A 22,832-nucleotide genomic window follows, 5' to 3' on the forward strand; every position below is an offset into this window, starting at 1 on the left:
CAAAAAAATCGCGGGATTATACCGCTTTTTTCGGATTAGGCCATACCCATGTTGCTTGACGTATATCAAGCAAAGTGATTTAGAGACAAAAAAACCGGAGCGAGACTCCGGCTTGGGGGCGGGGTTCTGCCCGGTGGCGCTGCGCTTAGGCGGGCCTACGTGTAGTGTAGGTCGGATAAGCGTTAGCGCCACCCGACAATTACAGGTTATCGCCGTTGCTCGCAATCACCTGCTTATACCAGCCGAACGATTTCTTCTTACTGCGGTTCAGCGTGCCGTTCCCTTCATTGTCTTTATCCACAAAGATAAAGCCGTAGCGTTTTTTCATTTCGCCCGTTCCGGCAGACACCAGGTCGATACAGCCCCACGGGGTGTAGCCCATCAGGTCGACGCCATCTTCCACCACCGCTTTTTTCATCTCGCGAATGTGGGCGGCCAGGTAGTCAATTCGGTACTGGTCGTTCACCGTGCCGTCGCTCTCCTGCACGTCGATCGCGCCAAAGCCGTTCTCAACGATAAACAGCGGCAGCTGGTAGTGATCCCAGAACCAGTTGAGGGAGTAGCGAAGCCCCACCGGGTCAATCTGCCAGCCCCAGTCGGATTTTTGCACGTACGGGTTAGAGACCAGGCTCTTGCTCTCGTCGTAATCCAGCTGCGGGTTATCCGGCGTCGCCTTGGTAGCGAAGGACATATAGTAGCTGAACCCGATGTAGTCCACGCAGCCCTGCGCCAGCGCCGCTTTATCTTCTTCGGTAATATCCAGCGCGAAGCCGCGACGTTCGAAGTAGTTGAGCAGATGCTGCGGGTACCTGCCGCGCACGTGCACGTCGGTGAACCAGTAGCGGCGGTGCATCGCGTTCATCGCCATCATCATATCGTCCGGCGCGCAGGTCAGCGGATAGATAGGACACATGGCAATCATGCAGCCGATCTGCAGCGACGGGTTAATCTCCCGCCCCGCCTTCACCGCCAGGGCGCTGGCCACCAGCTCATAGTGCGCCGCCTGGAACATCACCGGCTCGCGGTCTTCACCCGGCGCGTACTTCAGCCCCGAGTTGGTGAACGGGGCAAAGTCTTCGTGGAAGTTGGCCTGGTTGTTGATCTCGTTGAAGGTCATCCAGTACTTCACCTTATGCTGGTAGCGCTGGAAAACCACTTTTGCGAAACGAACGAAGAAGTCGATCAGCTTACGGTTGCGCCAGCCGCCGTATTCCGTGACCAGATGGAAAGGCATTTCGAAGTGAGACAGTGTGATAACCGGTTCGATGCCGTGCTTCAGACATTCGTCGAACAGATCGTCATAGAATTTCAGGCCAGCCTCGTTAGGCTCAAGCTCGTCGCCTTTCGGGAAGATCCGCGTCCAGGCAATAGAGGTGCGGAAGCATTTGAAGCCCATCTCGGCAAAGAGTTTGATGTCTTCTTTATAGCGGTGGTAGAAATCAATGGCTTCATGGTTAGGGTAATTTTTCCCCTCCAGCACGCCGTTGGTGATTTCACGCGGCACGCCGTGCGCGCCAGCGGTCATCACATCGGCCACGCTCACGCCCTTGCCGCCCTCTTTCCAGCCGCCTTCCAGCTGGTGCGCCGCAACGGCCCCGCCCCACAGAAAATCTGCTTTAAATCCTGACATTCGCTTTCCCTCATTCTGCGTTATTTTCTGCAAAAACAATTACAGAAACCGGTTTCAGTTCGATGATGTGCAAAGGGCATAGCTGTTGCAAGCAGTTCTCAGAAACCGGTTTCATTTTCGTGAACAGAGTCAAGTTTGGCTGCATTCACGAGGCATACAGAAAAAAAGATCCCCACGTCCAGAATAGGCTCGCAAACGTTTGCCTGGACTGTTAGAATTGCGCCGATTTTTCTTACTAGCTATGCAATCGCGTGGGGATTTAAGCCGTGACCAACAAAACTTCTCTCAGCTACAAAGATGCCGGTGTTGATATTGACGCAGGTAATGCGCTGGTTGACCGAATCAAAGGTGTGGTGAAAAAAACCCGCCGCCCGGAAGTGATGGGTGGTCTGGGTGGATTCGGCGCATTGTGCGCGCTGCCGCAAAAATATCGTGAACCTGTTCTGGTCTCGGGTACCGACGGTGTAGGCACTAAACTGCGCCTGGCGATGGATTTAAAACGTCACGACACGATCGGTATCGATCTCGTCGCGATGTGCGTGAATGACCTGGTGGTACAGGGCGCAGAGCCGCTGTTCTTCCTCGATTACTACGCGACCGGCAAACTGGACGTGGATACCGCAGCCAGCGTGATTAACGGTATCGCCGAAGGCTGCCTGCAGTCCGGCTGTGCGCTGGTCGGTGGTGAAACCGCGGAAATGCCGGGCATGTATCACGGCGAAGATTATGACGTCGCGGGCTTCTGCGTCGGCGTAGTAGAAAAATCAGAAATTATCGACGGCAGCAAAGTGGCCGATGGCGATGTGCTGATCGCGCTGGCTTCCAGCGGCCCGCACTCCAACGGCTACTCCCTGGTGCGTAAAATCCTCGAAGTGAGCGGCTGTGACCCGCTGACGACCGAACTCGACGGTAAACCGCTGGCTGACCATCTGCTGGCGCCGACCCGCATCTACGTGAAAAACGTGCTTGAGCTTATCGAGAACGTCGATGTTCACGCTATCGCTCACCTGACCGGCGGCGGCTTCTGGGAAAACATTCCGCGCGTCCTGCCGGACAACACCCAGGCGGTGATCGACGAATCGTCATGGCAGTGGCCAGCCGTGTTTAACTGGCTGCAGACCGCGGGCAACGTAAGCTCTCACGAAATGTACCGCACCTTTAACTGCGGCGTGGGCATGGTTATCGCCCTGCCGGCAAGCGAAGCGGATAAAGCGGTTAAGCTGCTGACTGAAAAAGGTGAAAACGCGTGGAAAATCGGTACGATTAAAGCTTCCGATTCCGAACAGCGTGTGGTCATTGAATGAAAAACATCGTGGTGCTCATTTCCGGCAACGGAAGCAATTTGCAGGCCATCATAGACGCCTGCAAACAGAAGAAAATCAATGGCACCATTCGGGCAGTTTTCAGCAACAAGGCCGACGCGTTCGGCCTTGAGCGCGCGCGGGAAGCGAACATTCCCGCACACGCGCTGGAAGCCAGCCAGTTCGCCGGGCGTGAAGCCTTCGACCGCGAGCTGGTGCATGAGATTGATGCCTACGCGCCGGACGTGGTCGTGCTGGCGGGTTATATGCGTATTCTGAGCCCGTCCTTCGTCGAACACTTTGCTGGTCGTCTGCTGAATATCCACCCTTCCCTGCTGCCAAAATATCCCGGCCTGCACACTCATCGTCAGGTTCTGGAAAACGGCGATGAGGAGCACGGCACCTCCGTGCATTTCGTTACCGACGAGCTGGACGGCGGCCCGGTGATCCTGCAGGCGAAAGTTCCGGTCTTTGACGGCGACAGCGAAGAAGACGTGACCGAACGCGTGCAGACCCAGGAACACGCCATTTACCCGCTGGTGGTCAGCTGGTTTGTCGACGGGCGTCTCGAGATGCGCGACGGCGCAGCCTGGCTGGACGGCGTGAAGTTACCCCCGCAGGGTTATGCGGCGGAAGAGTAGTTTGTTATGTCGGGTGGCGCTGCTGCGCTTACCCGACCTGTACATTGCATTACCCGATATTCCCTTCTCCAACCTTCTAAAATCCCCAACAAAAAAAATAACTGTCATACTTTTCTGGCACTGTTGGACATATCGTGGAAATGCTCGCCATAATAAGGACGAGACGGATTTACCACGTCCTGTGATTGAACTGGAGTGTGAGCTGTAATGGGTCAGGAAAAGTTATATATCGAGAAAGAGCTAAGCTGGTTAGCATTTAACGAACGTGTACTCCAGGAAGCGGCAGACAAAAGTAACCCGCTGATCGAGCGCATGCGTTTTTTGGGCATTTATTCCAACAACCTGGATGAGTTCTACAAGGTTCGCTTTGCCGAGCTGAAAAGACGCATCATCATCAGCGAAGAACAGGGCTTAAACTCGCACTCGCGGCATCTGCTGGGCAAAATCCAGTCCCGCGTGCTGAAAGCCGATCAGGAATTTGACGGCCTGTATAACGAACTGCTGCTGGAGATGGCGCGCAATCAAATCTTCCTGATTAACGAACGCCAGCTTTCCGTTAACCAACAAAACTGGCTGCGCCACTACTTCAAACACTACCTGCGCCAGCACATTACCCCGATTCTGATCAACCGCGAAACCGATCTGGTTCAGTTCCTGAAAGATGACTACACCTACCTGGCGGTGGAAATTATTCGCGGTGATTCCATCCGTTACGCGCTGCTGGAGATCCCGTCCGACAAGGTGCCGCGCTTTGTGAACCTGCCGCCGGAAACCCCGCGCAGACGCAAGCCGATGATCCTGCTGGATAACATCCTGCGCTACTGTCTGGACGACATCTTCAAAGGATTCTTCGATTACGATGCGTTAAATGCCTATTCGATGAAGATGACCCGTGACGCCGAATATGACCTGGTGCACGAGATGGAAGCCAGCCTGATGGAGCTGATGTCCTCCAGCCTAAAACAGCGCCTGACGGCCGAGCCGGTGCGCTTTGTCTATCAGCGCGATATGCCGGACGCCATGGTGGAGATGCTGCGCGATAAACTGACCATTTCGCGCTATGACTCCATCGTGCCGGGCGGTCGTTATCACAACTTTAAAGACTTTATTGGCTTCCCGAACGTCGGCAAAGCCAATCTGGTGAACAAGCCGCTGCCGCGCCTGCGCCATCTGTGGTTCGATAAATTCCGCAACGGATTTGACGCCATTCGCGAACGCGACGTGCTGCTTTACTATCCGTATCACACGTTTGAGCACGTGCTCGAACTGCTGCGTCAGGCCTCGTTCGATCCGAGCGTGCTGGCGATCAAAATCAACATCTACCGCGTGGCAAAAGATTCCCGCATCATCGACGCGATGATCCATGCGGCGCACAACGCCAAAAAAGTCACCGTGGTGGTTGAGCTGCAGGCACGCTTCGACGAAGAGGCCAACATTCACTGGGCGCGCCGTCTGACGGAAGCCGGTGTGCACGTCATCTTCTCCGCGCCGGGGCTAAAAATTCACGCCAAGCTGTTCCTCATCTCCCGCAAAGAGGGCGACGATGTGGTGCGTTATGCCCACATCGGTACCGGGAACTTTAACGAGAAAACGGCGCGAATTTATACCGACTACTCGCTCTTAACCGCCGACGCCCGCATCACTAACGAAGTGCGCCGGGTCTTTAACTTTATCGAAAACCCGTACCGTCCGGTGAGCTTTGACTATCTGCTGGTCTCACCGCAGAACTCGCGCCGCCTGCTGTACGATATGATCGATAAAGAGATCGCCAATGCCCAGAAAGGGCTGTCGTCCGGCATCACGCTGAAGCTTAACAACCTGGTCGACAAAGGGCTGGTGGACAGGCTGTACGCGGCATCCAGCTCCGGCGTGCCGGTTAACCTGCTAATCCGCGGCATGTGCTCGCTGATCCCGGAACTGGAAGGCATCAGCGACAATATTCGCGTAATCAGCATTGTTGACCGTTACCTGGAACACGATCGGATCTATATTTTTGATAATGCGGGTGATAAACAGGTCTATCTCTCTTCGGCAGACTGGATGACGCGCAATATTGACTATCGTATTGAAGTCGCGGCACCGCTGCTGGATCCGCGTCTGAAGCAGCAGATCCTCGACATCATCGAGATTCTGTTCAGCGATACCGTGAAAGCACGCTATATCGACAAAGAACTCAGTAACCGCTATGTGCCGCGCGGCAACCGCCGCAAAGTGCGGTCGCAACTGGCGATTTACGACTATATCAAATCACTCGAGCAACCCGATTAACCTATGCCGATAAATGATAAGACCCCACGCCCGCAGGAATTCGCCGCGGTCGACCTTGGCTCTAACAGTTTCCACATGGTCATCGCCCGTGAGGTGGATGGCGCGCTGCAGATCATCGGTCGTCTGAAGCAGCGCGTACACCTGGCGGATGGTCTTGATGAACGCAGCATGCTCAGCGAAGAGGCGATGGAGCGCGGGTTAAACTGCCTGTCGCTGTTTGCTGAACGCCTGCAGGGCTTCTCGCCCTCCAGCGTGTGCATCGTGGGCACTCACACCCTGCGCCAGGCCCTGAACGCCCCGGAGTTTCTCAAGCGGGCCGAAAAAGTGATCCCCTACCCGATTGAGATCATCTCCGGCAACGAGGAAGCGCGTCTGATTTTCATGGGCGTTGAGCACACCCAGCCGGAAAAAGGACGCAAGCTGGTTATCGATATCGGCGGTGGCTCAACGGAGCTGGTGATCGGCGAAGACTTTGAGCCGCGCCTGGTGGAAAGCCGCCGTATGGGCTGCGTCAGCTTCGCACAGATGTATTTCCCGGGCGGCACCATCACCCGCGAGAACTTCCAGCGCGCGCGTATGGCGGCTGTCCAGAAGCTGGAAAATCTGGCCTGGCAGTACCGTATTCAGGGCTGGAACGTGGCGCTGGGCGCGTCGGGCACCATCAAGGCGGCGCATGAAGTGCTGCTGGCGATGGGTGAAAAAGACGGATTTATTACACCCGAACGCCTGACGTTGCTGACCGAAGAAGTGCTGAAGCATAAAAGCTTTGACGCCCTGAGCCTGCCGGGTCTTTCCGACGAGCGTAAAGCGGTATTCGTGCCGGGGCTGGCTATTCTCTGCGGCGTATTTGATGCCCTCGCCATAAAAGAGCTGCGTCTGTCGGACGGCGCGCTGCGTGAAGGCGTGCTGTATGAGATGGAAGGCCATTTCCGCCATCAGGATATTCGCAGCCGCACCGCGCAAAGCCTGGCCAACCAGTACAACATTGACCGTGAACAGGCGAAGCGCGTGCTGGACACCACGGTGCAGATGTACGAACAGTGGCAGGAGCAGAATCCGAAGCTCGCGCACCCGCAGCTTGCCGCGCTGTTGAAATGGGCCGCGATGCTGCACGAGGTGGGGCTGAACATAAACCACAGCGGGATGCACCGCCATTCGGCCTATATTCTGCAAAACAGCGATCTGCCTGGCTTCAACCAGGAGCAGCAAACCATGATGGCGACCCTGGTGCGTTATCACCGCAAAGCCATCAAGCTCGACGACCTGCCGCGCTTTACGCTGTTCAAGAAAAAACAGTTCCTGCCGCTTATTCAGCTGCTGCGTCTGGGCGTGCTGCTCAATAACCAGCGTCAGGCGACAACGACGCCCCCAACGTTAAAACTGAAAACAGACGACCATCACTGGACGCTGAGCTTCCCGCACGACTGGTTTAGCCAGAACGCGCTGGTCCTGCTGGATCTGGAAAAAGAGCAACAGTACTGGGAAGCGGTCACCGGCTGGCTGCTCAAAATTGAAGAAGAGAGCGCCGACGTCGCCGCGTAACGGCTCAGGCGTCCGCGGTGGACGCCTCTGCTTCCAGCAGTGACTCAAGCGGTGCCGGTCTGCCAATCAGATAACCCTGCACATAATCGATGCCTAGCGCGTGAACCGCGCTACGTATCTCTTCGCTTTCGACATACTCGGCCACCACCAGCATCTTCTTCATGCGCGCCAGATGGCAGATAGACGCCACAATCTGATAATCCAGGCTGTTGTTGACGATATTGCGAATAAAGCTGCCGTCAATCTTGAGAATATCCGCGTCCACGCTTTTCAGCCGCGCATAGCTCGCATAGCCGGTGCCAAAATCATCAATCGCAATACGTACCCCCATTTTCTGCAGCTGCCGTAGGATGTGTAGCGCCTGCTCCGCATTGCAAAAGGTGCTGCACTCCGTCACTTCAAAGATCAGCTGCCACGGCTCAATGGCGTATTTCGCCAGCAGGCGACTCACCTCAAGCGGAAACTGCACCCGACACACGGTCGACGGGGCCAGATTAATGGCAAAGCGCTGGCCGGGCAGTCTTTCGCGATGCGCGGCGAGGAAGCGCAGGGTGTGCTCCAGCACCCACAAATCTACCCGCGAAGACAGACCAAACTCCTGCGCGACGGGCAGGAATTGATCGGGGGAGATCAATAGCCCGTTTACATCCGGCATCCGGAGCAGGACTTCGTGATAGCAATCGCCACGCAGGCCGCGAACGGGTTGAACCAGCAGGGTGAATTCGTTGTTATCAAGCGCCTTTTGCAGGCGGCTCATCATCGCGACTTTATCCTTCAGGTTGCGCTGCAAATGGACGGCCCCACGCTGCTGAAGATTTTCCGGATGGTTGGAGGAGAGCGACAGGTCGGCAACCACGCCCAGCTCGCCCAGCACCAGATAAAGATGGTTAACCGGGGACCGGACATAGCAATAGCTCACGCCCACCTGCGGCTGAAGCGGCATGCCGTCCCAGACAAAGCGGAACTGCTTGATATGCTCGTCCAGGGCTTCAATCCGCTGCTGGTGCGATTCCGCGTTGAGCCGTACCGCCAGGTCATACCCGGTCAGGTGATACACCAGCTCATTGGGCTGGAGAATGCCATTCACCCACTGCGCCAGCTGCTGCTTGTACTGAATCCGCAGCAACACGCCGTAATTTCGGCCCAGAATTTCCAGCTCCGGAATGCGCAGCAGGCAGAGCGCCGACCACGGGTTTTTCGCCAGATCGCGCGACAGCGCCCGCAGGTTAGGCATATGGACGACCGGGTCGAGCAGCGCCAGCCTGCGGGAGCGTTTGTTCGCCGCGCGCTGCCGTGTTGCCAGCATCGACATATAAATCACCACGAAGGAGAAGACCAGGTAACTGGAAGAGGTGATCGCCAGCTGAATGTCATACCCCGGATTCACCGGGATATAGCGGTAAAAATAGTGAATAGACACCAGCAGTATCGGCGTCCAAATAAGCGAAATCAGCTTATAGCCAAAACGCATCGCGCCCCAGAGCATCACCGGCATCAGCAGGGAAAGAGTGTAGTTGGTGGTGAAAATGGAGCTGTTCTCATTCATCGGAATCAGCAGCAGCGAAAGCAGCCCGCCAAGCGCGATAGCCCACACCAACAACTCAATGACCGTCACCTTTTTGTCTATCTCGGAACGGATCTGCGAGAGAAGGCTTTTGATATAGCGCGGATGTCGAAGCAGGCGGATCAGCAGATAGCTCAGCGGCACGCCCGTCAGCCCGCTGACCAGCAGCGTCTGATAGTTGATGAGCGTGCGAATATTGAGGGGATTTAATCCTGCAAGGCTCTGACGGCTCTCATACACGCCTAAATACACCGCAAACTGAAACAGCACCAGAAACAGCGTCGCGGGGCAGAAGACTTGCCAGAAGATGCGCTGCGCCATCAGCCGCACGTCGCCGTACGCGGTCATATTCCGTCTGGGCGCAAACACCCGGTAGCCTCCCCAGCTGAGCACTAAAGGGACGACAAAATGGAGGATCCCCGCGACGGTTTCAAACATCCCGACCGACGGGTAATAGCGGATAAACAGCGACAATACGATCCCGGGCAGCGCTTCCAGGCCAAAGAACATCATCAGCGAAAGCAAAAATGAGATGGGTAAATAATAGAGTGCCGCAATGCCGTCGCCCAGCTGCGTGAATGTATTCGCGACGCTCAGCACGGGAAGTAAAACCACAGGCAAAATAAGCGGTAATGCCCACCAGCGGTTTTCATTTTTTTTCAGGAAAGCCAGAATGTTCATAGATGCCCGGTTAAACCCCTTTCGCTCCAGAGGGAAAATAAAGACAGGCATCCAACCTGACGTACGCGCCGCCCGGCGGCATGCGGGGCGAACAGTATGGAGGAAGGATTTTAAATATCAGGGCCGGGAAGCCGTTGACTTAAATCAAACTACTTTACGCAAATAACTTTTTGCGGCGTTTTTTTGAAATTATTTTCTTCATATTATCAATATGGTAAATGCATTAATTAATTTCAATAACATTAATCAATGTAAACATTGACGGTTATTTACACACATCAGAATTGACCCCATCTTCCCGCTGTGCCTTAATATCCTTGTCGCCCAAAAGGGCTTATCCAGGAAAAACAGAGTGAGTCAGGTCACGCGTATGCGAAAACGACATCAATTTAATACCCGAATGACCCGCATCATACTGCTCATCAGCTTCCTGTTTTTCTTTGGCCGCTTCGTTTACTCTTCAATTGGCGCCTGGTATCACCATCAGGACAAAACCCAGTCGCAGCAATCCAGCCTGACCGTCGATACCGCCGATCGCTAAACAGCCGCAGGATGTTGCACGAGCCGAATAATGGCCGCGATCCCTTTGCTGAGGATTTTGTCCTGCCGCATTACCACCGCCAGCTGCCGCTGCAGCATGGGCGTAAGCGACATCACGCATAGCCCTTCGCGATCGGCATCCTGTTCGACCGCCATTCGCGGCACAATACTGTAGCCCAGCCCCGCGCGAACCATGCGTTTGATCGCCTCGATGCTGCCAAGCTGCATCACCGGTGCGATCGCTAATCCATTAGCCGCAAACCAGCCATCGATCAGCGCCCGGGTACCGCTGCCTGATTCAAAGGCAATCAGCGGCTGAGCGTGCAGCGCCTCCGGGGTGAGCGCCCTGAAAGCATCCTGCTGCTCCCGCGACGCGATAAAGACAAACTCTTCGTCCATCACCGGCATGACGTCCAGCGCTCTGCCGCTCACCGGCAGCGTCACCAGCCCCATATCGAGCCGGTTCTCTTCGATGGCCCTGACGATGTCGAGGGTGTTGCCCGTCGTCACCCCCACGCTCAGGAGCGGATAGTCTTTGCGCAGCTTCTCCAGCAGCGGCGGCAGAAGATGGATGCAGGCCGTTGCCCCCGTGCCAAGCGTAATAGTGCCGCTCACATCGTGGCTGAATGCGCTCACGGACCGGATAGCGTCATCCACCGCCTGCTGAATACGCTCCCCGTGCGCCAGCAACGCCTGACCGGCAGCCGTAGCCTTAATCCCTCGCCCGGTACGCTCCACCAGCCGCGTTTGCAGAAACTGCTCCAGCTGACGTATTTGCAGGCTGACGGCGGGCTGGGAAATGCCCAGCACATCCGCTGCCGCTGAAAAGCTGCCGCGCTGGATCACCAGACGGAAGGTGGCGAGATAGCCCAGATTAAGCGTTGTCATTCAAAGTTTCTCTTATACCGCGCATAAGGTTGCTGCCCTGCCAGCACAATAGCGCGCGAGTTATGCTCAGGACAACTGCATAACGGAATGAAAAACAATGGAAACACCCGCCCTGCCACGCCGCCTCGCCCTCACGGCGGGATGTAATCAGCTCATCAACTGGGGGATCTCGTTTTATATGCCCGGCACCTTTGCGCTGGCGATTTCAGCCGACCGGGGATGGTCATCACCGCAGATTTACCTCGGCCTGACGCTGGCGATGCTGGTGATGGCGGCGGTTTCCCCGTTTGTCGCTCGCCTGCTGGCACGCTTTGGCGGTCAGACGGTGGTGATGAGCGGAACGTTGCTGATCGCTGCAAGCTGCGCAGGGATGGCCTATACCCAAACGCTTTTTGGCTGGTACTGTGCCTGGCTGTTCAACGGCATCGGGATGCGCCTGTCGCTGTACGACGCGCTGTTCGCCGCGCTGGTAAACCTCTACGGGCAGCAGGCGCGAAGAACAATCTCACGCGTCACGCTGGCGGGCGGGCTGGCCTCCGCCGTTTTCTGGCCGCTGGGCGATGCTCTGCTTCAGGTCATGAGCTGGCAGGAGGCGCTGCGCTTCTACGCTCTCTTCGGCCTGCTGAGCGCGATGCTGATTCGAACGCTTCCCCGGCAAAGGCTGACGGTGACGACAATGGTCGCCGCGCCGCCGCTGAACAACGAGCGGCGTAACGCCTGGCTTTATGCCGCCTTCATTGCCCTCATCACCTTTGTCTCTAACGGCACGTCCACCCATCTGCCGGAGTTTATTGCCCACTTTGGCCTGCCGGTCGCCATCGGCATGCTGTGGGGAGTCGGCCAGACGGGCGCTCGCTCGCTGGAAGTGCTGGCGGGTGCCCGCTTAACCCCCTTCAAACTCACCCTTTTTACCGCGCTCGCCATGCCGCTCTGCTTTCTTCTGGGGACGAGCAGCGCCCTGTTTATGTGGTGTGCAGCCGGGTTTGTGCTGGGCTACGGCGCCATCAACGGGCTGGTCACCATTGTGAAAGCCACCCTGCCGCTGGAGCTGTTTAGCACCGAAAGCTATGCCCGCCGCACGGGGATGCTGCTGATCCCAGGCCAGCTGATGGCGGCAGCCTCACCGTTTGCCTATGCGTGGCTGAATAAAACGCTGGGGATCGCGGGTGCAATGTGGGTTTCAACGGGGCTGACGCTGGTGATTGCCGGGCTGGCGATAGCGATTGTGCGCCGTCCACGCAGGCAAAGTGTATCGCACTGTATCCAGAACCCTGCGCTGACAAACGGGTACAAAACGTCGCCTCCGGCAAATATCTCCGATACATAAAAATGGTTTTCTTTCCCTGTCGCCATTCAGAACCGATGAGGAGAGAACCCATGATCCGTCGTTATGCACTTATCCCCCTGCTTGTCCTGGTATCTGTAGCCCATGCCCGGGCCACACCGCTGGACAACCTGAGCGCCGGGGACGTTAATGGCCCCGCCGCCGTTGCGCCGCTGGCGCAGTCGCAGCCGCCCGCAAAGCTGATAGTCGATCCGCCGCTTGCCGGGCCGCTGAGCAATGGCGCGGTGTTTATCCAGTACCGTGCCGAAAACCTTCGCATCGAGCCGGTATTCGGCCCCGAAGCGCTCAAGGTCACGCCGCGCATCGGGCACATTCACGTGGTAGTGGATGACGCGCCGTGGCACTGGGCTGACGCCAGCGGAGAGCCGGTTATCCTGGTGGGGCTGCCCGCCGGTAAACACAAGGTGACCATTATTCTGGCCGACCCGACGCATAAGCCGCTCGACCACAAAACCGTTGAATTCACCGTCCCGCCCCACGCGGCGGTCCACCATTTTTAAGGAGTCTGAAGATGAAAGCACTGTCTGTAGTGACGGCAGGCCTGCTGGCGCTTTCCGCCAGCGCCATTGCGCAGAATAAAACCAGCGTCGTGCTGGTGCACGGCGCGTTTGCCGACGGCAGCAGCTGGAATAAGGTTATTACCCTGTTGCAGAAGCAGCACGCCGAGGTCATTGCCGTCCAGCTCCCGCTCACGTCGCTTAAGGATGACGTTGCGGCCACGCGGCGGGCCATCGCCCGCGCCCAGGGTGACGTGGTGCTGGTGGGCCACTCCTGGGGCGGCACCGTAATTAGCGAGGCGGGCAACGATGCGCGGGTAAAATCGCTGGTGTACGTGGCGGCGTTCGCGCCGGATTCCGGCCAGTCGACGGCGGATCTGGCAGGAAGCTTCCCTGCCCCGCAGGGCAGCGCGGACATTGCTAAAACGGCGGACGGCTATTTATACCTGCCGACAGGAGCCGTCAGAAAGGACTTCGCGCCTGACGTGAAGCCAGACACTCAAAACACGATTGCAGCCACGCAGGGGCCGATTAAGGCCGAGGCGTTTGGTGAAAAGGTCGCCCACGCGGCGTGGCATGACAAACCGAGCTGGTATATGGTCAGCAGAAATGACCGAATGATCAACCCCGATCTTGAACGGGCGATGGCGAAGACGATCCATGCGAAAACCGCCGAGGTGGCGGCAAGCCACGTGTCGATGGTGAGCCAGCCGCAGATCGTTGCCCGGACGATTGAGCAGGCGATAAGCAGTAATTAACCGGAGCAACTCATTCGATCTTCTGCACTTCCGTATCCACCGGCAGCAGCGCAGTGCCGTCATGCGCTGCTGGCGACATAAAGGGAACCGGCCTGCCCGTCCGCCTGTCGACCAGCAGCGAGTGGCGCTCGCCCTGCGCAAACAGATTTTGCTCTCCCCACTGACGCAGCGCCACGATCACGGGGAAAAGACGTTCGCCTTTGTCGGTCAGAACATATTCCTGATAAGCCGTGCCGTCCGATGCCCCCTGTAACGTCAGGATTTCTGCCTCAACCAGCTTGCGAAGCCGGTCAGAAAGGATGTTGCGCGCCACCCCAAGGCTGCGCTGAAAATCCCCGAAGCGCGTCATGCCGTCAAACGCATTACGCACAATAAGAAGCGACCAGCGATCCCCGAGCAGGTCAACGCTGCGGGCAACGGGACAATATTCCTCTTTTACCGTATTTCGGGACATCACCTGTTTTCCTCGCAAAGGCCACCCTATAACTAGTTGCATTTTAAAACTGCTTAACCTAGCATTCAACCAGTTTCATTTTAAAACCAGGTTATCACAGGCGAGGATTTTGAATATGTCACTGACGTCAGCTCTTCCTTCAGCCGACATGCCGCGCAGCATGGTCTGGCTGTTCGCCACCGCCAGCGGCCTAAGCGTGGCAAACGTCTATTACGCCCAGCCTTTGCTTGACGCGCTGGCGAACGATTTCGGCATCAGCCATGCGGCCGTGGGTGGCGTGGTGACCGCGACACAAATTGGCTGCGCGCTGGCTCTTTTGCTTGTCGTTCCTCTGGGTGACAAAGTGGATCGTCGACGACTCATGGCAGCACAGCTGATTGCTCTGGTGGTGGCGCTGGTTTCCGTCAGCATGGCACAGTCCTCTTCAGCGCTGCTTATCGGTATGCTTGCGACCGGTATGTTGGGCACGGCCATGACGCAGGGACTGATCGCCTACGCCGCCAGCGCCGCGTCGCCCCATGAACAGGGACGCGTTGTCGGCGCGGCACAGGGCGGCGTGTTCATAGGTTTGCTGCTCGCTCGCGTTTTTGCCGGTGGCATCAGCGATATCGCTGGCTGGCGCGGGGTTTATCTTTGTGCTGCCGCGCTCATGCTCATGATTGCGTTACCTCTGTGGTGGCGACTCCCCGCTCTGCCAGCCGTCACTGCCACGATGAGCTATCCGCGCCTGATTGGCTCAATGCTCACGCTGCTGCGGCAGGAAAAAGTGCTGCAGATACGCGGCGTGCTGGCGCTGCTGATGTTTGCATCGTTCAACATTTTCTGGAGCGCGCTGGTGCTGCCGCTGAGCGCACCTCCGTTTAACTTTTCGCATACAGCGATTGGCGCGTTTGGACTGGCTGGCGCGGTGGGCGCGCTGGCGGCTGGCCGGGCAGGACGCTGGGCCGATCGGGGATATGCCCAACGCACCAGCGCGGCGGCGCTGAGTATCTTATTGTTAGCCTGGTGGCCCTTGTCGCTGATGGACCGTTCACTCGGGATCTTGCTTATCGGCATCATACTGCTCGATTTGGGCGGTCAGGCGCTGCACGTCACTAATCAGAGCATGATTTTCCGCACCCGTCCCGAGGCGCACAGCCGGCTGGTCGGGCTTTACATGCTGTTTTATGCCGTCGGCAGCGGGCTCGGCGCGCTCGGCACAACGATGACGTATGCCTGTGCCGGCTGGCCGGGCGTCTGCCTGCTTGGCGCCTCGGTCAGCCTGCTGGCGCTGGTGTTCTGGTGGCTAACCCGCCCTAGCCACCGCTGTCCGCGGGATAATCCCGATTAATCCACGCGTGGTCCTCTTCCCAGGTGAACATCCATTTGCGCACCGGCCCCGCCATCACGTTGAGGTAGTAGCTGTCATATCCGGCCATCGTCGCGACCGGGTGGTAGCCCTTCGGCACCATCACCACGTCACGGTTATAGACCGCCATACACTCATCCAGCGTTCTGTCGTCGGTGTAAACGCGCTGCATGCAGAACCCCTGCTCCGGGTTGAGGCGATGGTAGTAGGTCTCCTCCAGATAGGTCTCCTGCGGCGGGTTATCCGTGTCGTGCTTGTGGCTCGGGTACGAGCTGGTGCAGCCCTCACTGGTCCACACCTCCACCACCAGCAGGCTGTCGGCGGGCCTGTCTTCCGGCAGAATGTTGTGCACGTAGCGCTGGTTGTGACCTTTGCCGCGCGCTTCACCGTCGATATCCTGCGGCGCAATCAGCCGCGTCGGATACGTGCCTTTGCCCGGCGCGGCGCAGACAGCCAGCTCCAGCTTCGTCAGCGCCTTCACCTGCACCGTCTCCTGCGGGGCGACGTAAACCGCCCACGGCTTGATGCGCTCGAAGGGGCTCATCCGTTCGCCGATGTCGTTAAACTGCGCGGAAGGCGTGCGGATGGAGGCCCGCCCGGCGACCAGCACCAGGCAGCGCTCTTCACTGACGGCGGGCAGCGTCAGCGTCTGCCCCTCCTGTAGCTCATACGCCTCAAAGCCGACGTACCCCCACCCCGCGCTTTCCGGCGTGACGGACTGGGTGCGCCCCTCCGCGTTTGGCTGCTGCCAGCGTGATAACAGACGTGACATGTCCCCTCCTCAAATCAGTCCGGCGTCGCGCGCCAGGCGGCTCAGGTTGTTATACCCCAGACGGGCGTAGGTCAGCGGATGGGCAATCGCCGGATCCTGCTCCGCCTCGACCACCAGCCAGCCGTGATAATCCTGGGCCTTCAGCAGCCGCATAATCGGCGGGTAATCGACGCAGCCGTCGCCCGGCACGGTAAACACGCCGCTCAGCACCGCATCGAGGAAGCTGGTTTTGCGGTTTTTCACGTCCGCCAGCACGTCGGCGCGCACGTCTTTGCAGTGAACGTGGTTGATGCGCGACGCCCAGCGCTGCGCCACCGCCAGCGGATCGGCCCCGGCAAAGGTGAGATGGCCGGTATCCAGCAGCAATCCGACCGCCTCCCCGGTGTGGATCATCAGGTTGTCCACGTCCTCGGCGGACTCAATCACCGTGCCCATATGGTGATGGTAGGCAATCTGCACGCCCTGCTGCTGCGTATAGCGGGCAAATTCGGTGAGCTTCTCGCCGTACTCCTTCCAGCGTTCCTGCGGGAAGCGCGGGCGCAGATGCACCGGAGTCTGCTGTTCGCCGTGAATGCAGCCGCTCACTTCCGCAAACACCAGCACCTTCGCCCCCAGCTCGCGCAGCAGCGTCAGGTGGGACTGCACGGCGGCGATCTCCTCCTCCACGCTGCGCTCCAGCAGGCGGCCGGAGTACCAGCCGGAGACCAGCTGCAGGTCGTGGCGCTGCAGGATGGGGCCAAGCAGGCGCGCTTCGCGCGGAAATTTATTGCCCAGCTCGAAGCCGGCAAAGCCGGCCTCTTTCCCTTCGCTCAGACAGGTCTCCAGCGACGTCTCCGCGCCGAGAGAAGGCAGGTCGTCGTTCGTCCACGTCAGCGGGTTAATGCCTAATTGCACACTCATTGTCGTCTCCATTATGCGTGTCCGCGCTCGCGCCACCAGGCGATAAGCTGCAGGTAGTTGTCCCGGATGCGCGCCACCAGCTGCGCATCGTCAATATCGTGCTTCAGCCACGCTCGGGAGGCATCGCCAAACAGCGTGCGCCCCACGGCGAAGCCTTTCACTACTGCCTGCCCCGCTGCGGCTTTGAAGTCGGCGCGCAGCTGTTCCGCCGGAGCGTCCAGGCCGAGGATCACCACCCCGCGGCAGTGCGGGTCCCGGCGTTCGATAATCTCGCTCAGCGCCGTCCAGCCGTCGGCCGAGAGCGGCGGCAGCTTCCACCAGTCCGGGTAAATACCCAGGTTGTAGAAGCGGGAGATGGCGCGCAGGTAGAGCTCGTCGCTGCGCGGCATGGTCGCGGGCAGGATCACCTCCAGCAGCAGCTCGTGCCCGGACCGGCAGCAGGCGTGGTACACCTCGGCGATTTTCTGCTCCTGCTCCAGGCGCAGGCCGTGAGCATCTTCCGGGTGGAAGAAGACCAGGCACTTCACCACGTGCTCCTGCGGCCAGCTGATAAGCTGGGTGCCGATGTTGCCGTGCTCCATCTCCAGCGGCCGGGAGCCCGGCAGCTCGATGGGACGGCCAATCCACCACCCTTCCCCGGTGATCGCGTTCAGCGCGTCCTGACCAAAGGTGCCGTCGCACAGCAGACCGGCTTTGCCCTCCAGCCCGGCGCGGCTCGCCGCCTCGCGGCTGGCCTGCAGGATCAGCTGTTTCAGCGCCGGAATGCGCTTAAGCGACGCGCCGCACTGCATCGCCATATCCTCAAGCTGGCTGCGGTGGTCGAAGGCCATCACGCACAGCTCCGGCCATTCGCGGCGGCGGGTGGTCACCCGGTGGAGATGGTTAAGACGCGGGTCGAGATCCGGGCGCGGCACGTCCGCAGCGCGGGAGAGATAGTCATCCAGCTCGATTTTGCTCGGCATCGCCGGGGCGCAGCCGTGGCGCGAGACCACCAGCGCGCCGCAGGCGTTGGCGTAGCGGCACGCCTGCTCCCAGCCCTCGTCGTTCAGGTAGCCGCGCAGCAGGCCGGACATAAACGCGTCCCCCGCCCCGAGGACGTTCAGCACCTCCACGCGCACGCCGGTCACCGTCAGGCCGTCGTCCAGACGGGGCGGAATGGCGTCGGTATAGACCGAGCAGCCGAGCGCGCCGCGTTTGCAGACCAGCGCAGCGTCACTGACGGCGCGCACCTGCTCCAGCGCCTGGAGGGTATCCGTGCTGCCGCCCGCAATGTGAAACTCCTCCTCGGTGCCGACAATGACGTCGAAGAGGTGCAGAACCTCCTGCAGCTCGCGGGTGACCTTATCGGCGGCGATAAAGCGCGTTTCGCCGTCGCCTAAGGCGGTCAGCCCCCACAGCACCGGACGGTAGTCGATGTCCAGTACCGTGCGTACGCCGTGACGGCGGGCATAGCCCAGCGCCGTCAGCACCGCCTCGCGGGTCTGCGGATGAGAAAGGTGGGTCCCGGTGATGGCAAGACAACGTGCGGAGGCAATGTAGCTTTCGTCCACATCGCTGGCGGTAATCGCCATATCCGCGCAGTTATCGCGATAAAAAATCAGTGGAAAGGTGTCCCGGTCTTTAATGCCGAGCAGCACCAGCGCCGTAAGGCGTTGTTTATCGGTAATCAAATGGCTGGTATCGCAGCCCACCTGGTTGAGCTCTTCCCGCAGGAAGCGGCCCATATGTTCATCGCCGACGCGCGCCAGCATCGACGAACGTAACCCCTGACGGGCGGTGCCGTACGCCACGTTGCCCGACGACCCGCCGAGATATTTGGCGAAGCTCGACGCGTCCTCCAGACGGGCACCAATCTGCTGGCTGTAGAGGTCTACCGCCACGCGGCCCATGCATATCACATCAAACTGCTTTTCCACGTTGATACCTCATCAGACAATGTCGTTCACGTTCAGCCAGCGGCCTTCCCGGTGCGAGAGTGCAATCGCGTCCAGCACGCGCGACACCTTCCAGCCCTCTTCGAAGTCCGGCCACATCGGCGCGTCGGCGGCAATCCCGTCCACCAGGTCGCGCACCTCCACCGTTTTTTGATCGTTAAAGCCAATCCCGTGTCCCGCGCCCATGCAGAACGCGGCGTAGTCCGGGTGCGCCGGGCCGACGAGCAGCGTGCTGAACCCCTGACGGTTCACCGGATCGTCATGCAGATAAAGCTTCAGCTCTGCCATGCGCTCCTGGGTGAAGCTGATGGCGCCTTTCGTCCCGGTGATGACGTACGAGAGCCCCATCTTGCGGCCGCAGGCAACGCGGGAGGTTTCAATAACCCCTTGCGCCCCGCCCGCGAAGCGCACCATCGCGTGGGCCTGATCCTCGTTTTCAACGGCAATCATCTCTGACGATCCGGCCTTCGCCGGGCGTTCAGGGACTACGATCTTCAGGTCGCCGCAGACCTCCTCGATATTCCCCACCAGGTACTGGGCCATATTGACGATGTGCGCCGCGAGGTCGCCCAGCGCCCCCAGCCCGGCGGTCTCTTTAAAGCAGTGCCAGTGAATGGGCGACAGCGGGTCGGCCATATAGTCTTCGTTGTGGGTGCCGTAGAAGTGGATCACCTCGCCAATCTCGCCGCGCGCGATAATCTCCTTCGCCAGTTGCGCCGTCGGGTTCTTCATGTAGTTGAACCCCACCAGCGTTTTCACCCCGGCCCGCTTCGCGGCGTCGACCATCTCGCGCGCGTCGTGGGCGTTAAGCGCCAGCGGCTTCTCCGAGTAGACGTGCTTGCCGTGGCGGATCGCCTCCAGCGCCATCTCTTTATGCAGGTGGTTGGGTGAACAAATATCCACCACGTCAATGGCCGGGTCGGCCACCAGCGCCCGCCAGTCCCCGGTGTAGCGGCTGAAGCCAAACGCCTGCGCGCGCTCTGCCGCCAGCTCCGGCGTGACTTCCGCCACCATCTCGCGCACCAGCCTGCCGCGCAGGTTGAACACCGTCGGGGCCTGGGCATAGGCGATAGCGTGCGCCTTGCCGATATACCCGGTGCCAATTAATCCAATACGAACCTCTTTCATCGTGATCCTCACAGTGCGCCGCGACGGCTTTTGGCATAGGTATCGAATGCCACCGCCAGAACGATAATTAATCCGGTGATAATCTGCTGGTAGTAGGCCGAGACGTTCATCAGCACCAGGCCGTTAATCAGAATGCCCATGATGATGGAGCCGATAATGGTGCCGCCGATGCGCCCGTAGCCGCCCATCAGCGAGGTGCCGCCGATCACCACCGAGGCGATGACGCGCAGCTCAAAGGAGATCCCGGCCACCGCCTCGGCGCTCCCCAGACGCGCGCTCAGGATGAAGCCCGCCAGCCCCGCCAGACAGCCGATCAGCACGTAGACGCTGACCAGCACGCGCTTGACGTTCACCCCCGCCAGGCGCGCCGCCTCCGGGTTGCCGCCGATGGCGTAGACGAAGCGGCCCCAGCGGGTTTTATGCAGCGCCAGATAGCCGCCGACGGCGACGATGGCGAAGATCCAGATAGGAATGGAGATGCCGAGCAGCTCCCCGCGTCCCCACCAGCGGTAGCCAGGGTCGAAACCGGCAATCGGCGCGCCGTCGTTAATCACCAGCGTCAGGCCGCGCCAGATAGTCATGCCGCCGAGGGTAACGATGAACGGCGGCAGGCGCAGGCGGGTGACGCCCAGGCCGTGCAGGAAGCCAATCGCCGTGCCCATGGCCAGACAAATCCCCAGCCCGATCAGCCAGCTCATGCCGCCCCAGGCGTTCGGGTCGACGGTGGTGAAGTTGTCACCTTTGATCACGTACGCCGCGGTCATGGCGCACACCGCCAGAATGGAGCCCACGGAGAGGTCGATCCCGGCGGTCAGAATGACGAAGGTCATCCCCACGGCCATGATCCCGTAGATAGACACTTCGGTCAGGATGTTGAAAATATTGCGTTCAGAGAAAAAGTTGCTGTTCTGCGACTGGAAGAAGATCAGCAGCAGGATCATGAAAATCAGCACCCCGAAGCGCTCGAAGAAGGCGATGGGGTCGATGCGTCCGGCGCGTTTGACCGGGGCCTGCGTTTTAGAAATCATCTGCGTCATGAGAAACTCCGTTATGCCGCGTTCAGGGCGTTGTGGTTGATGGCCATCATCGTCATCAGCCGTTCTTCGTTAGCGTCGTCGCCGTGGATCTCGCCGGTCACCCGGCCTTCGCTGAGGGTGATGATCCGGTCGGACACCGCCATCACTTCAGGCAGATCGGAGGAGATCACGATCACCGCCACGCCCTTTTTCGCCATGTCAAACAGCACCTGGTGCACTTCCGATTTGGTCCCCACGTCGATGCCGCGCGTCGGCTCATCGACGATCAGCACCCGCGGGTTAAGCGCCATGCAGCGCGCGAGGATCACTTTTTGCTGGTTGCCGCCGGAGAGCTTGCGCACCTCCTGCGCGCTGTTGACCATTTTGATCTGCAGCGCCTTGCGGTAGGACTCAATCAGATCGTCCTCTTTTCGGGTGTTTACGAACCAGCGCTACTGCAGCAGCGAGGAGAGGCAGGAGAGCGACAGGTTGTCGCGAATCGACAGTCCCAGCACCGCCCCCTCTTTTTTGCGGTCTTCCGGCACCAGCGCCACGCCCTGATCGAGGGCATACAGCGGGTCGCGCGGCTGGTACGGCACGCCGTCCAGCTCAAAGCTCCCGGAGGTAAACGCATCTGCGCCAAACAGGCAGCGGGCCACTTCGGTACGTCCCGCGCCCACCAGGCCGGCAATGCCTAAGACTTCCCCGGCGTGGACGTGGAAGCTGATGTCGTGCAGGGCGATGCCGTGCGGATCCAGCGGCGGCTTTTCGCGGCTCAGCCCCTTCACCGCCAGGCGGACGGGTTTGTCTTCATGATGCGTTTCGCTGGCGGGACGACGGTTAAAGGCCACGTCGCGTCCGACCATCAGGCGGATCAGCTGTTCGACGTTGGTCTCCGCCACCGCGCCGGTGCCGGTGAAGCGGCCGTCCTGGAAAACGGTAAAACGATCGCAGAGCTGGAAAACTTCGTGCAAACGATGGGTAACGTAAATAATGCTCACGCCGCGGTTTTTAAGCTCCCGCACCACGCGGTGCAGGCTTTCCACCTCGCTGTCGCTCAGCGCGGCGGAAGGTTCGTCCATAATGATTAACCGGGCGTTGAGGGTCAGCGCCCGTGCGATCTCCACCATCTGCTGCTGGGCCACGCTCAGACGGGCGACAGGCGTGGTCGACGCAACGTTCAGCTGGAGGTAATCGAGAATGACCTGCGCCTCCTGGTTGACCGCCCTTTCGTCGACGATCAGGTTACGCCTGCGCGGCTCGCGGCCGAGAAACATGTTTTCCGCGACGGTCATGTTGGGCAGCAGGTTGAACTCCTGATAGATGGTGATAATGCCCTTGTTCTGGCGCGCCACCGGGGAGTCGTCCACCGGCAGCGTTTCGCCGTTGAACCAGATATCCCCGCGCGTTTGCGGCTGCGCACCCGCGAGCGCCTTCAGCAGCGTGGATTTTCCCGCCCCGTTTTCCCCCAGCAGGGCGTGAATTTCTCCGCTGCCGACGGTCAGCTGAGCGCTGCTCAGCGCCCAGACGCCGGAAAAGCTTTTTGCCAGGTCGGTCACTTTCAGTAAGGGTTGCGACATCAGTCTGCTCCTCCTCATGATGAGCCGCCAGAGGCGGCTCGGGAC

At 59.3% G+C, this 22,832-nt stretch carries 18 protein-coding genes and 1 pseudogene; 9 read left to right on the forward strand and 10 right to left on the reverse strand.

Annotation, left to right across the window (positions count from 1 at the left end; translation table 11 throughout):
* Nucleotides 1–199: 199 nt before the first annotated feature.
* Complete coding sequence (locus ACJ69_RS12510; protein WP_059347125.1) at nucleotides 200–1,630, reverse strand: 6-phospho-beta-glucosidase; 1,431 nt, start codon at nucleotides 1,628–1,630, stop codon at nucleotides 200–202.
* 266 nt (nucleotides 1,631–1,896) lie between these two features.
* Here ACJ69_RS12510 and purM point away from each other — a divergent pair, with 266 nt between their 5' ends.
* The 4 genes from purM to ppx all read left to right on the forward strand — a co-directional run bounded on the left by purM (nucleotide 1,897) and on the right by ppx (nucleotide 7,382).
* The gene (gene purM, locus ACJ69_RS12515; RefSeq protein ID WP_008501643.1) at nucleotides 1,897–2,934 is read left to right on the forward strand and encodes a phosphoribosylformylglycinamidine cyclo-ligase; all 1,038 of its coding nucleotides are present in this window, start codon (nucleotides 1,897–1,899) and stop codon (nucleotides 2,932–2,934) included.
* Nucleotides 2,931–3,572: a phosphoribosylglycinamide formyltransferase gene (gene purN / locus ACJ69_RS12520; protein WP_054830040.1), complete on the forward strand. Its 642-nt coding sequence runs from the start codon at nucleotides 2,931–2,933 to the stop codon at nucleotides 3,570–3,572. The genes purM and purN overlap by 4 nt, the downstream gene beginning before the upstream one ends.
* A 207-nt stretch (nucleotides 3,573–3,779) precedes the next feature.
* Nucleotides 3,780–5,840 (forward strand): polyphosphate kinase 1, encoded by a 2,061-nt coding sequence (gene ppk1, locus ACJ69_RS12525; protein WP_029739960.1) that lies wholly within the window; start codon nucleotides 3,780–3,782, stop codon nucleotides 5,838–5,840.
* 3 nt (nucleotides 5,841–5,843) lie between these two features.
* A complete protein-coding gene (gene ppx, locus ACJ69_RS12530; protein ID WP_059347126.1) occupies nucleotides 5,844–7,382 on the forward strand; it encodes an exopolyphosphatase in 1,539 nt (512 codons plus the stop codon).
* A gap of 4 nt (nucleotides 7,383–7,386) precedes the next feature.
* Here the strand turns inward: ppx and ACJ69_RS12535 are convergent, their stop codons facing one another.
* The gene (locus ACJ69_RS12535) at nucleotides 7,387–9,627 is read right to left on the reverse strand and encodes an EAL domain-containing protein (RefSeq protein WP_059347127.1); all 2,241 of its coding nucleotides are present in this window, start codon (nucleotides 9,625–9,627) and stop codon (nucleotides 7,387–7,389) included.
* Nucleotides 9,628–9,997: 370 nt separating this feature from the next.
* Here ACJ69_RS12535 and ACJ69_RS12540 point away from each other — a divergent pair, with 370 nt between their 5' ends.
* Nucleotides 9,998–10,168 (forward strand): YfgG family protein, encoded by a 171-nt coding sequence (locus tag ACJ69_RS12540; protein ID WP_023333002.1) that lies wholly within the window; start codon nucleotides 9,998–10,000, stop codon nucleotides 10,166–10,168.
* On the opposite strand, the gene ACJ69_RS12545 is transcribed toward ACJ69_RS12540, so the two are convergent.
* Nucleotides 10,165–11,055 carry a LysR family transcriptional regulator gene (locus tag ACJ69_RS12545; protein WP_059347128.1) on the reverse strand — a complete coding sequence of 297 codons (891 nt, stop codon included), beginning with the start codon at nucleotides 11,053–11,055 and terminating at the stop codon, nucleotides 10,165–10,167. The genes ACJ69_RS12540 and ACJ69_RS12545 overlap by 4 nt on opposite strands.
* 97 nt (nucleotides 11,056–11,152) lie before the next feature.
* Here ACJ69_RS12545 and ACJ69_RS12550 point away from each other — a divergent pair, with 97 nt between their 5' ends.
* The 3 genes from ACJ69_RS12550 to ACJ69_RS12560 are packed head-to-tail and all read left to right on the forward strand — an operon-like array spanning nucleotide 11,153 to nucleotide 13,655.
* Entirely contained in the window at nucleotides 11,153–12,382 is a 1,230-nt protein-coding gene (locus ACJ69_RS12550) for an MFS transporter (protein WP_059347129.1), read from the forward strand.
* Between the two features lie 50 nt (nucleotides 12,383–12,432).
* Nucleotides 12,433–12,900, forward strand: coding sequence for a DUF6130 family protein (locus ACJ69_RS12555; protein ID WP_054830042.1), 468 nt, complete (start codon nucleotides 12,433–12,435; stop codon nucleotides 12,898–12,900).
* An 11-nt stretch (nucleotides 12,901–12,911) separates the two neighbouring features.
* Nucleotides 12,912–13,655, forward strand: coding sequence for an alpha/beta fold hydrolase (locus ACJ69_RS12560; protein WP_054830043.1), 744 nt, complete (start codon nucleotides 12,912–12,914; stop codon nucleotides 13,653–13,655).
* Between the two features lie 10 nt (nucleotides 13,656–13,665).
* On the opposite strand, the gene ACJ69_RS12565 is transcribed toward ACJ69_RS12560, so the two are convergent.
* Entirely contained in the window at nucleotides 13,666–14,109 is a 444-nt protein-coding gene (locus ACJ69_RS12565) for a winged helix-turn-helix transcriptional regulator (protein WP_286037878.1), read from the reverse strand.
* Between the two features lie 115 nt (nucleotides 14,110–14,224).
* Here ACJ69_RS12565 and ACJ69_RS12570 point away from each other — a divergent pair, with 115 nt between their 5' ends.
* Complete coding sequence (locus tag ACJ69_RS12570; RefSeq protein WP_059347130.1) at nucleotides 14,225–15,439, forward strand: MFS transporter; 1,215 nt, start codon at nucleotides 14,225–14,227, stop codon at nucleotides 15,437–15,439.
* Here ACJ69_RS12570 and iolB read toward each other — a convergent pair.
* The 6 genes and pseudogenes from iolB to ACJ69_RS12600 all read right to left on the reverse strand — a co-directional run bounded on the left by iolB (nucleotide 15,405) and on the right by ACJ69_RS12600 (nucleotide 22,787).
* On the reverse strand, nucleotides 15,405–16,229 hold the full coding sequence (gene iolB / locus ACJ69_RS12575; RefSeq protein WP_029739952.1) for a 5-deoxy-glucuronate isomerase: 825 nt from the start codon (nucleotides 16,227–16,229) through the stop codon (nucleotides 15,405–15,407). The genes ACJ69_RS12570 and iolB overlap by 35 nt on opposite strands.
* 9 nt (nucleotides 16,230–16,238) lie before the next feature.
* Entirely contained in the window at nucleotides 16,239–17,129 is an 891-nt protein-coding gene (gene iolE, locus ACJ69_RS12580) for a myo-inosose-2 dehydratase (protein WP_047647087.1), read from the reverse strand.
* 11 nt (nucleotides 17,130–17,140) lie between these two features.
* A complete protein-coding gene (locus ACJ69_RS12585; RefSeq protein WP_059347131.1) occupies nucleotides 17,141–19,045 on the reverse strand; it encodes a bifunctional 5-dehydro-2-deoxygluconokinase/5-dehydro-2-deoxyphosphogluconate aldolase in 1,905 nt (634 codons plus the stop codon).
* Between the two features lie 12 nt (nucleotides 19,046–19,057).
* Entirely contained in the window at nucleotides 19,058–20,191 is a 1,134-nt protein-coding gene (locus tag ACJ69_RS12590) for a Gfo/Idh/MocA family protein (protein ID WP_059347132.1), read from the reverse strand.
* 8 nt (nucleotides 20,192–20,199) lie between these two features.
* Complete coding sequence (locus ACJ69_RS12595; protein WP_028014045.1) at nucleotides 20,200–21,228, reverse strand: ABC transporter permease; 1,029 nt, start codon at nucleotides 21,226–21,228, stop codon at nucleotides 20,200–20,202.
* Nucleotides 21,229–21,239: 11 nt separating this feature from the next.
* Nucleotides 21,240–22,787: pseudogene (locus tag ACJ69_RS12600) on the reverse strand (sugar ABC transporter ATP-binding protein).
* Nucleotides 22,788–22,832: the final 45 nt, after the last annotated feature.

Source organism: Enterobacter asburiae (assembly GCF_001521715.1).
Taxonomy (GTDB): domain Bacteria; phylum Pseudomonadota; class Gammaproteobacteria; order Enterobacterales; family Enterobacteriaceae; genus Enterobacter; species Enterobacter asburiae.

Bases quoted from the DNA above. Each gene is read 5' to 3' on its own strand.
- ACJ69_RS12510 (WP_059347125.1), bottom strand. From the start codon at position 1,630: ATGTCAGGATTTAAAGCAGATTTTCTGTGGGGCGGGGCCGTTGCGGCG.
- purN (WP_054830040.1), top strand. From the start codon at position 2,931: ATGAAAAACATCGTGGTGCTCATTTCCGGCAACGGAAGCAATTTGCAG.
- ppk1 (WP_029739960.1), top strand. From the start codon at position 3,780: ATGGGTCAGGAAAAGTTATATATCGAGAAAGAGCTAAGCTGGTTAGCA.
- ppx (WP_059347126.1), top strand. From the start codon at position 5,844: ATGCCGATAAATGATAAGACCCCACGCCCGCAGGAATTCGCCGCGGTC.
- ACJ69_RS12535 (WP_059347127.1), bottom strand. From the start codon at position 9,627: ATGAACATTCTGGCTTTCCTGAAAAAAAATGAAAACCGCTGGTGGGCA.
- ACJ69_RS12540 (WP_023333002.1), top strand. From the start codon at position 9,998: ATGCGAAAACGACATCAATTTAATACCCGAATGACCCGCATCATACTG.
- ACJ69_RS12545 (WP_059347128.1), bottom strand. From the start codon at position 11,055: ATGACAACGCTTAATCTGGGCTATCTCGCCACCTTCCGTCTGGTGATC.
- ACJ69_RS12550 (WP_059347129.1), top strand. From the start codon at position 11,153: ATGGAAACACCCGCCCTGCCACGCCGCCTCGCCCTCACGGCGGGATGT.
- ACJ69_RS12555 (WP_054830042.1), top strand. From the start codon at position 12,433: ATGATCCGTCGTTATGCACTTATCCCCCTGCTTGTCCTGGTATCTGTA.
- ACJ69_RS12560 (WP_054830043.1), top strand. From the start codon at position 12,912: ATGAAAGCACTGTCTGTAGTGACGGCAGGCCTGCTGGCGCTTTCCGCC.
- ACJ69_RS12565 (WP_286037878.1), bottom strand. From the start codon at position 14,109: ATGTCCCGAAATACGGTAAAAGAGGAATATTGTCCCGTTGCCCGCAGC.
- ACJ69_RS12570 (WP_059347130.1), top strand. From the start codon at position 14,225: ATGTCACTGACGTCAGCTCTTCCTTCAGCCGACATGCCGCGCAGCATG.
- iolB (WP_029739952.1), bottom strand. From the start codon at position 16,229: ATGTCACGTCTGTTATCACGCTGGCAGCAGCCAAACGCGGAGGGGCGC.
- iolE (WP_047647087.1), bottom strand. From the start codon at position 17,129: ATGAGTGTGCAATTAGGCATTAACCCGCTGACGTGGACGAACGACGAC.
- ACJ69_RS12590 (WP_059347132.1), bottom strand. From the start codon at position 20,191: ATGAAAGAGGTTCGTATTGGATTAATTGGCACCGGGTATATCGGCAAG.
- ACJ69_RS12595 (WP_028014045.1), bottom strand. From the start codon at position 21,228: ATGACGCAGATGATTTCTAAAACGCAGGCCCCGGTCAAACGCGCCGGA.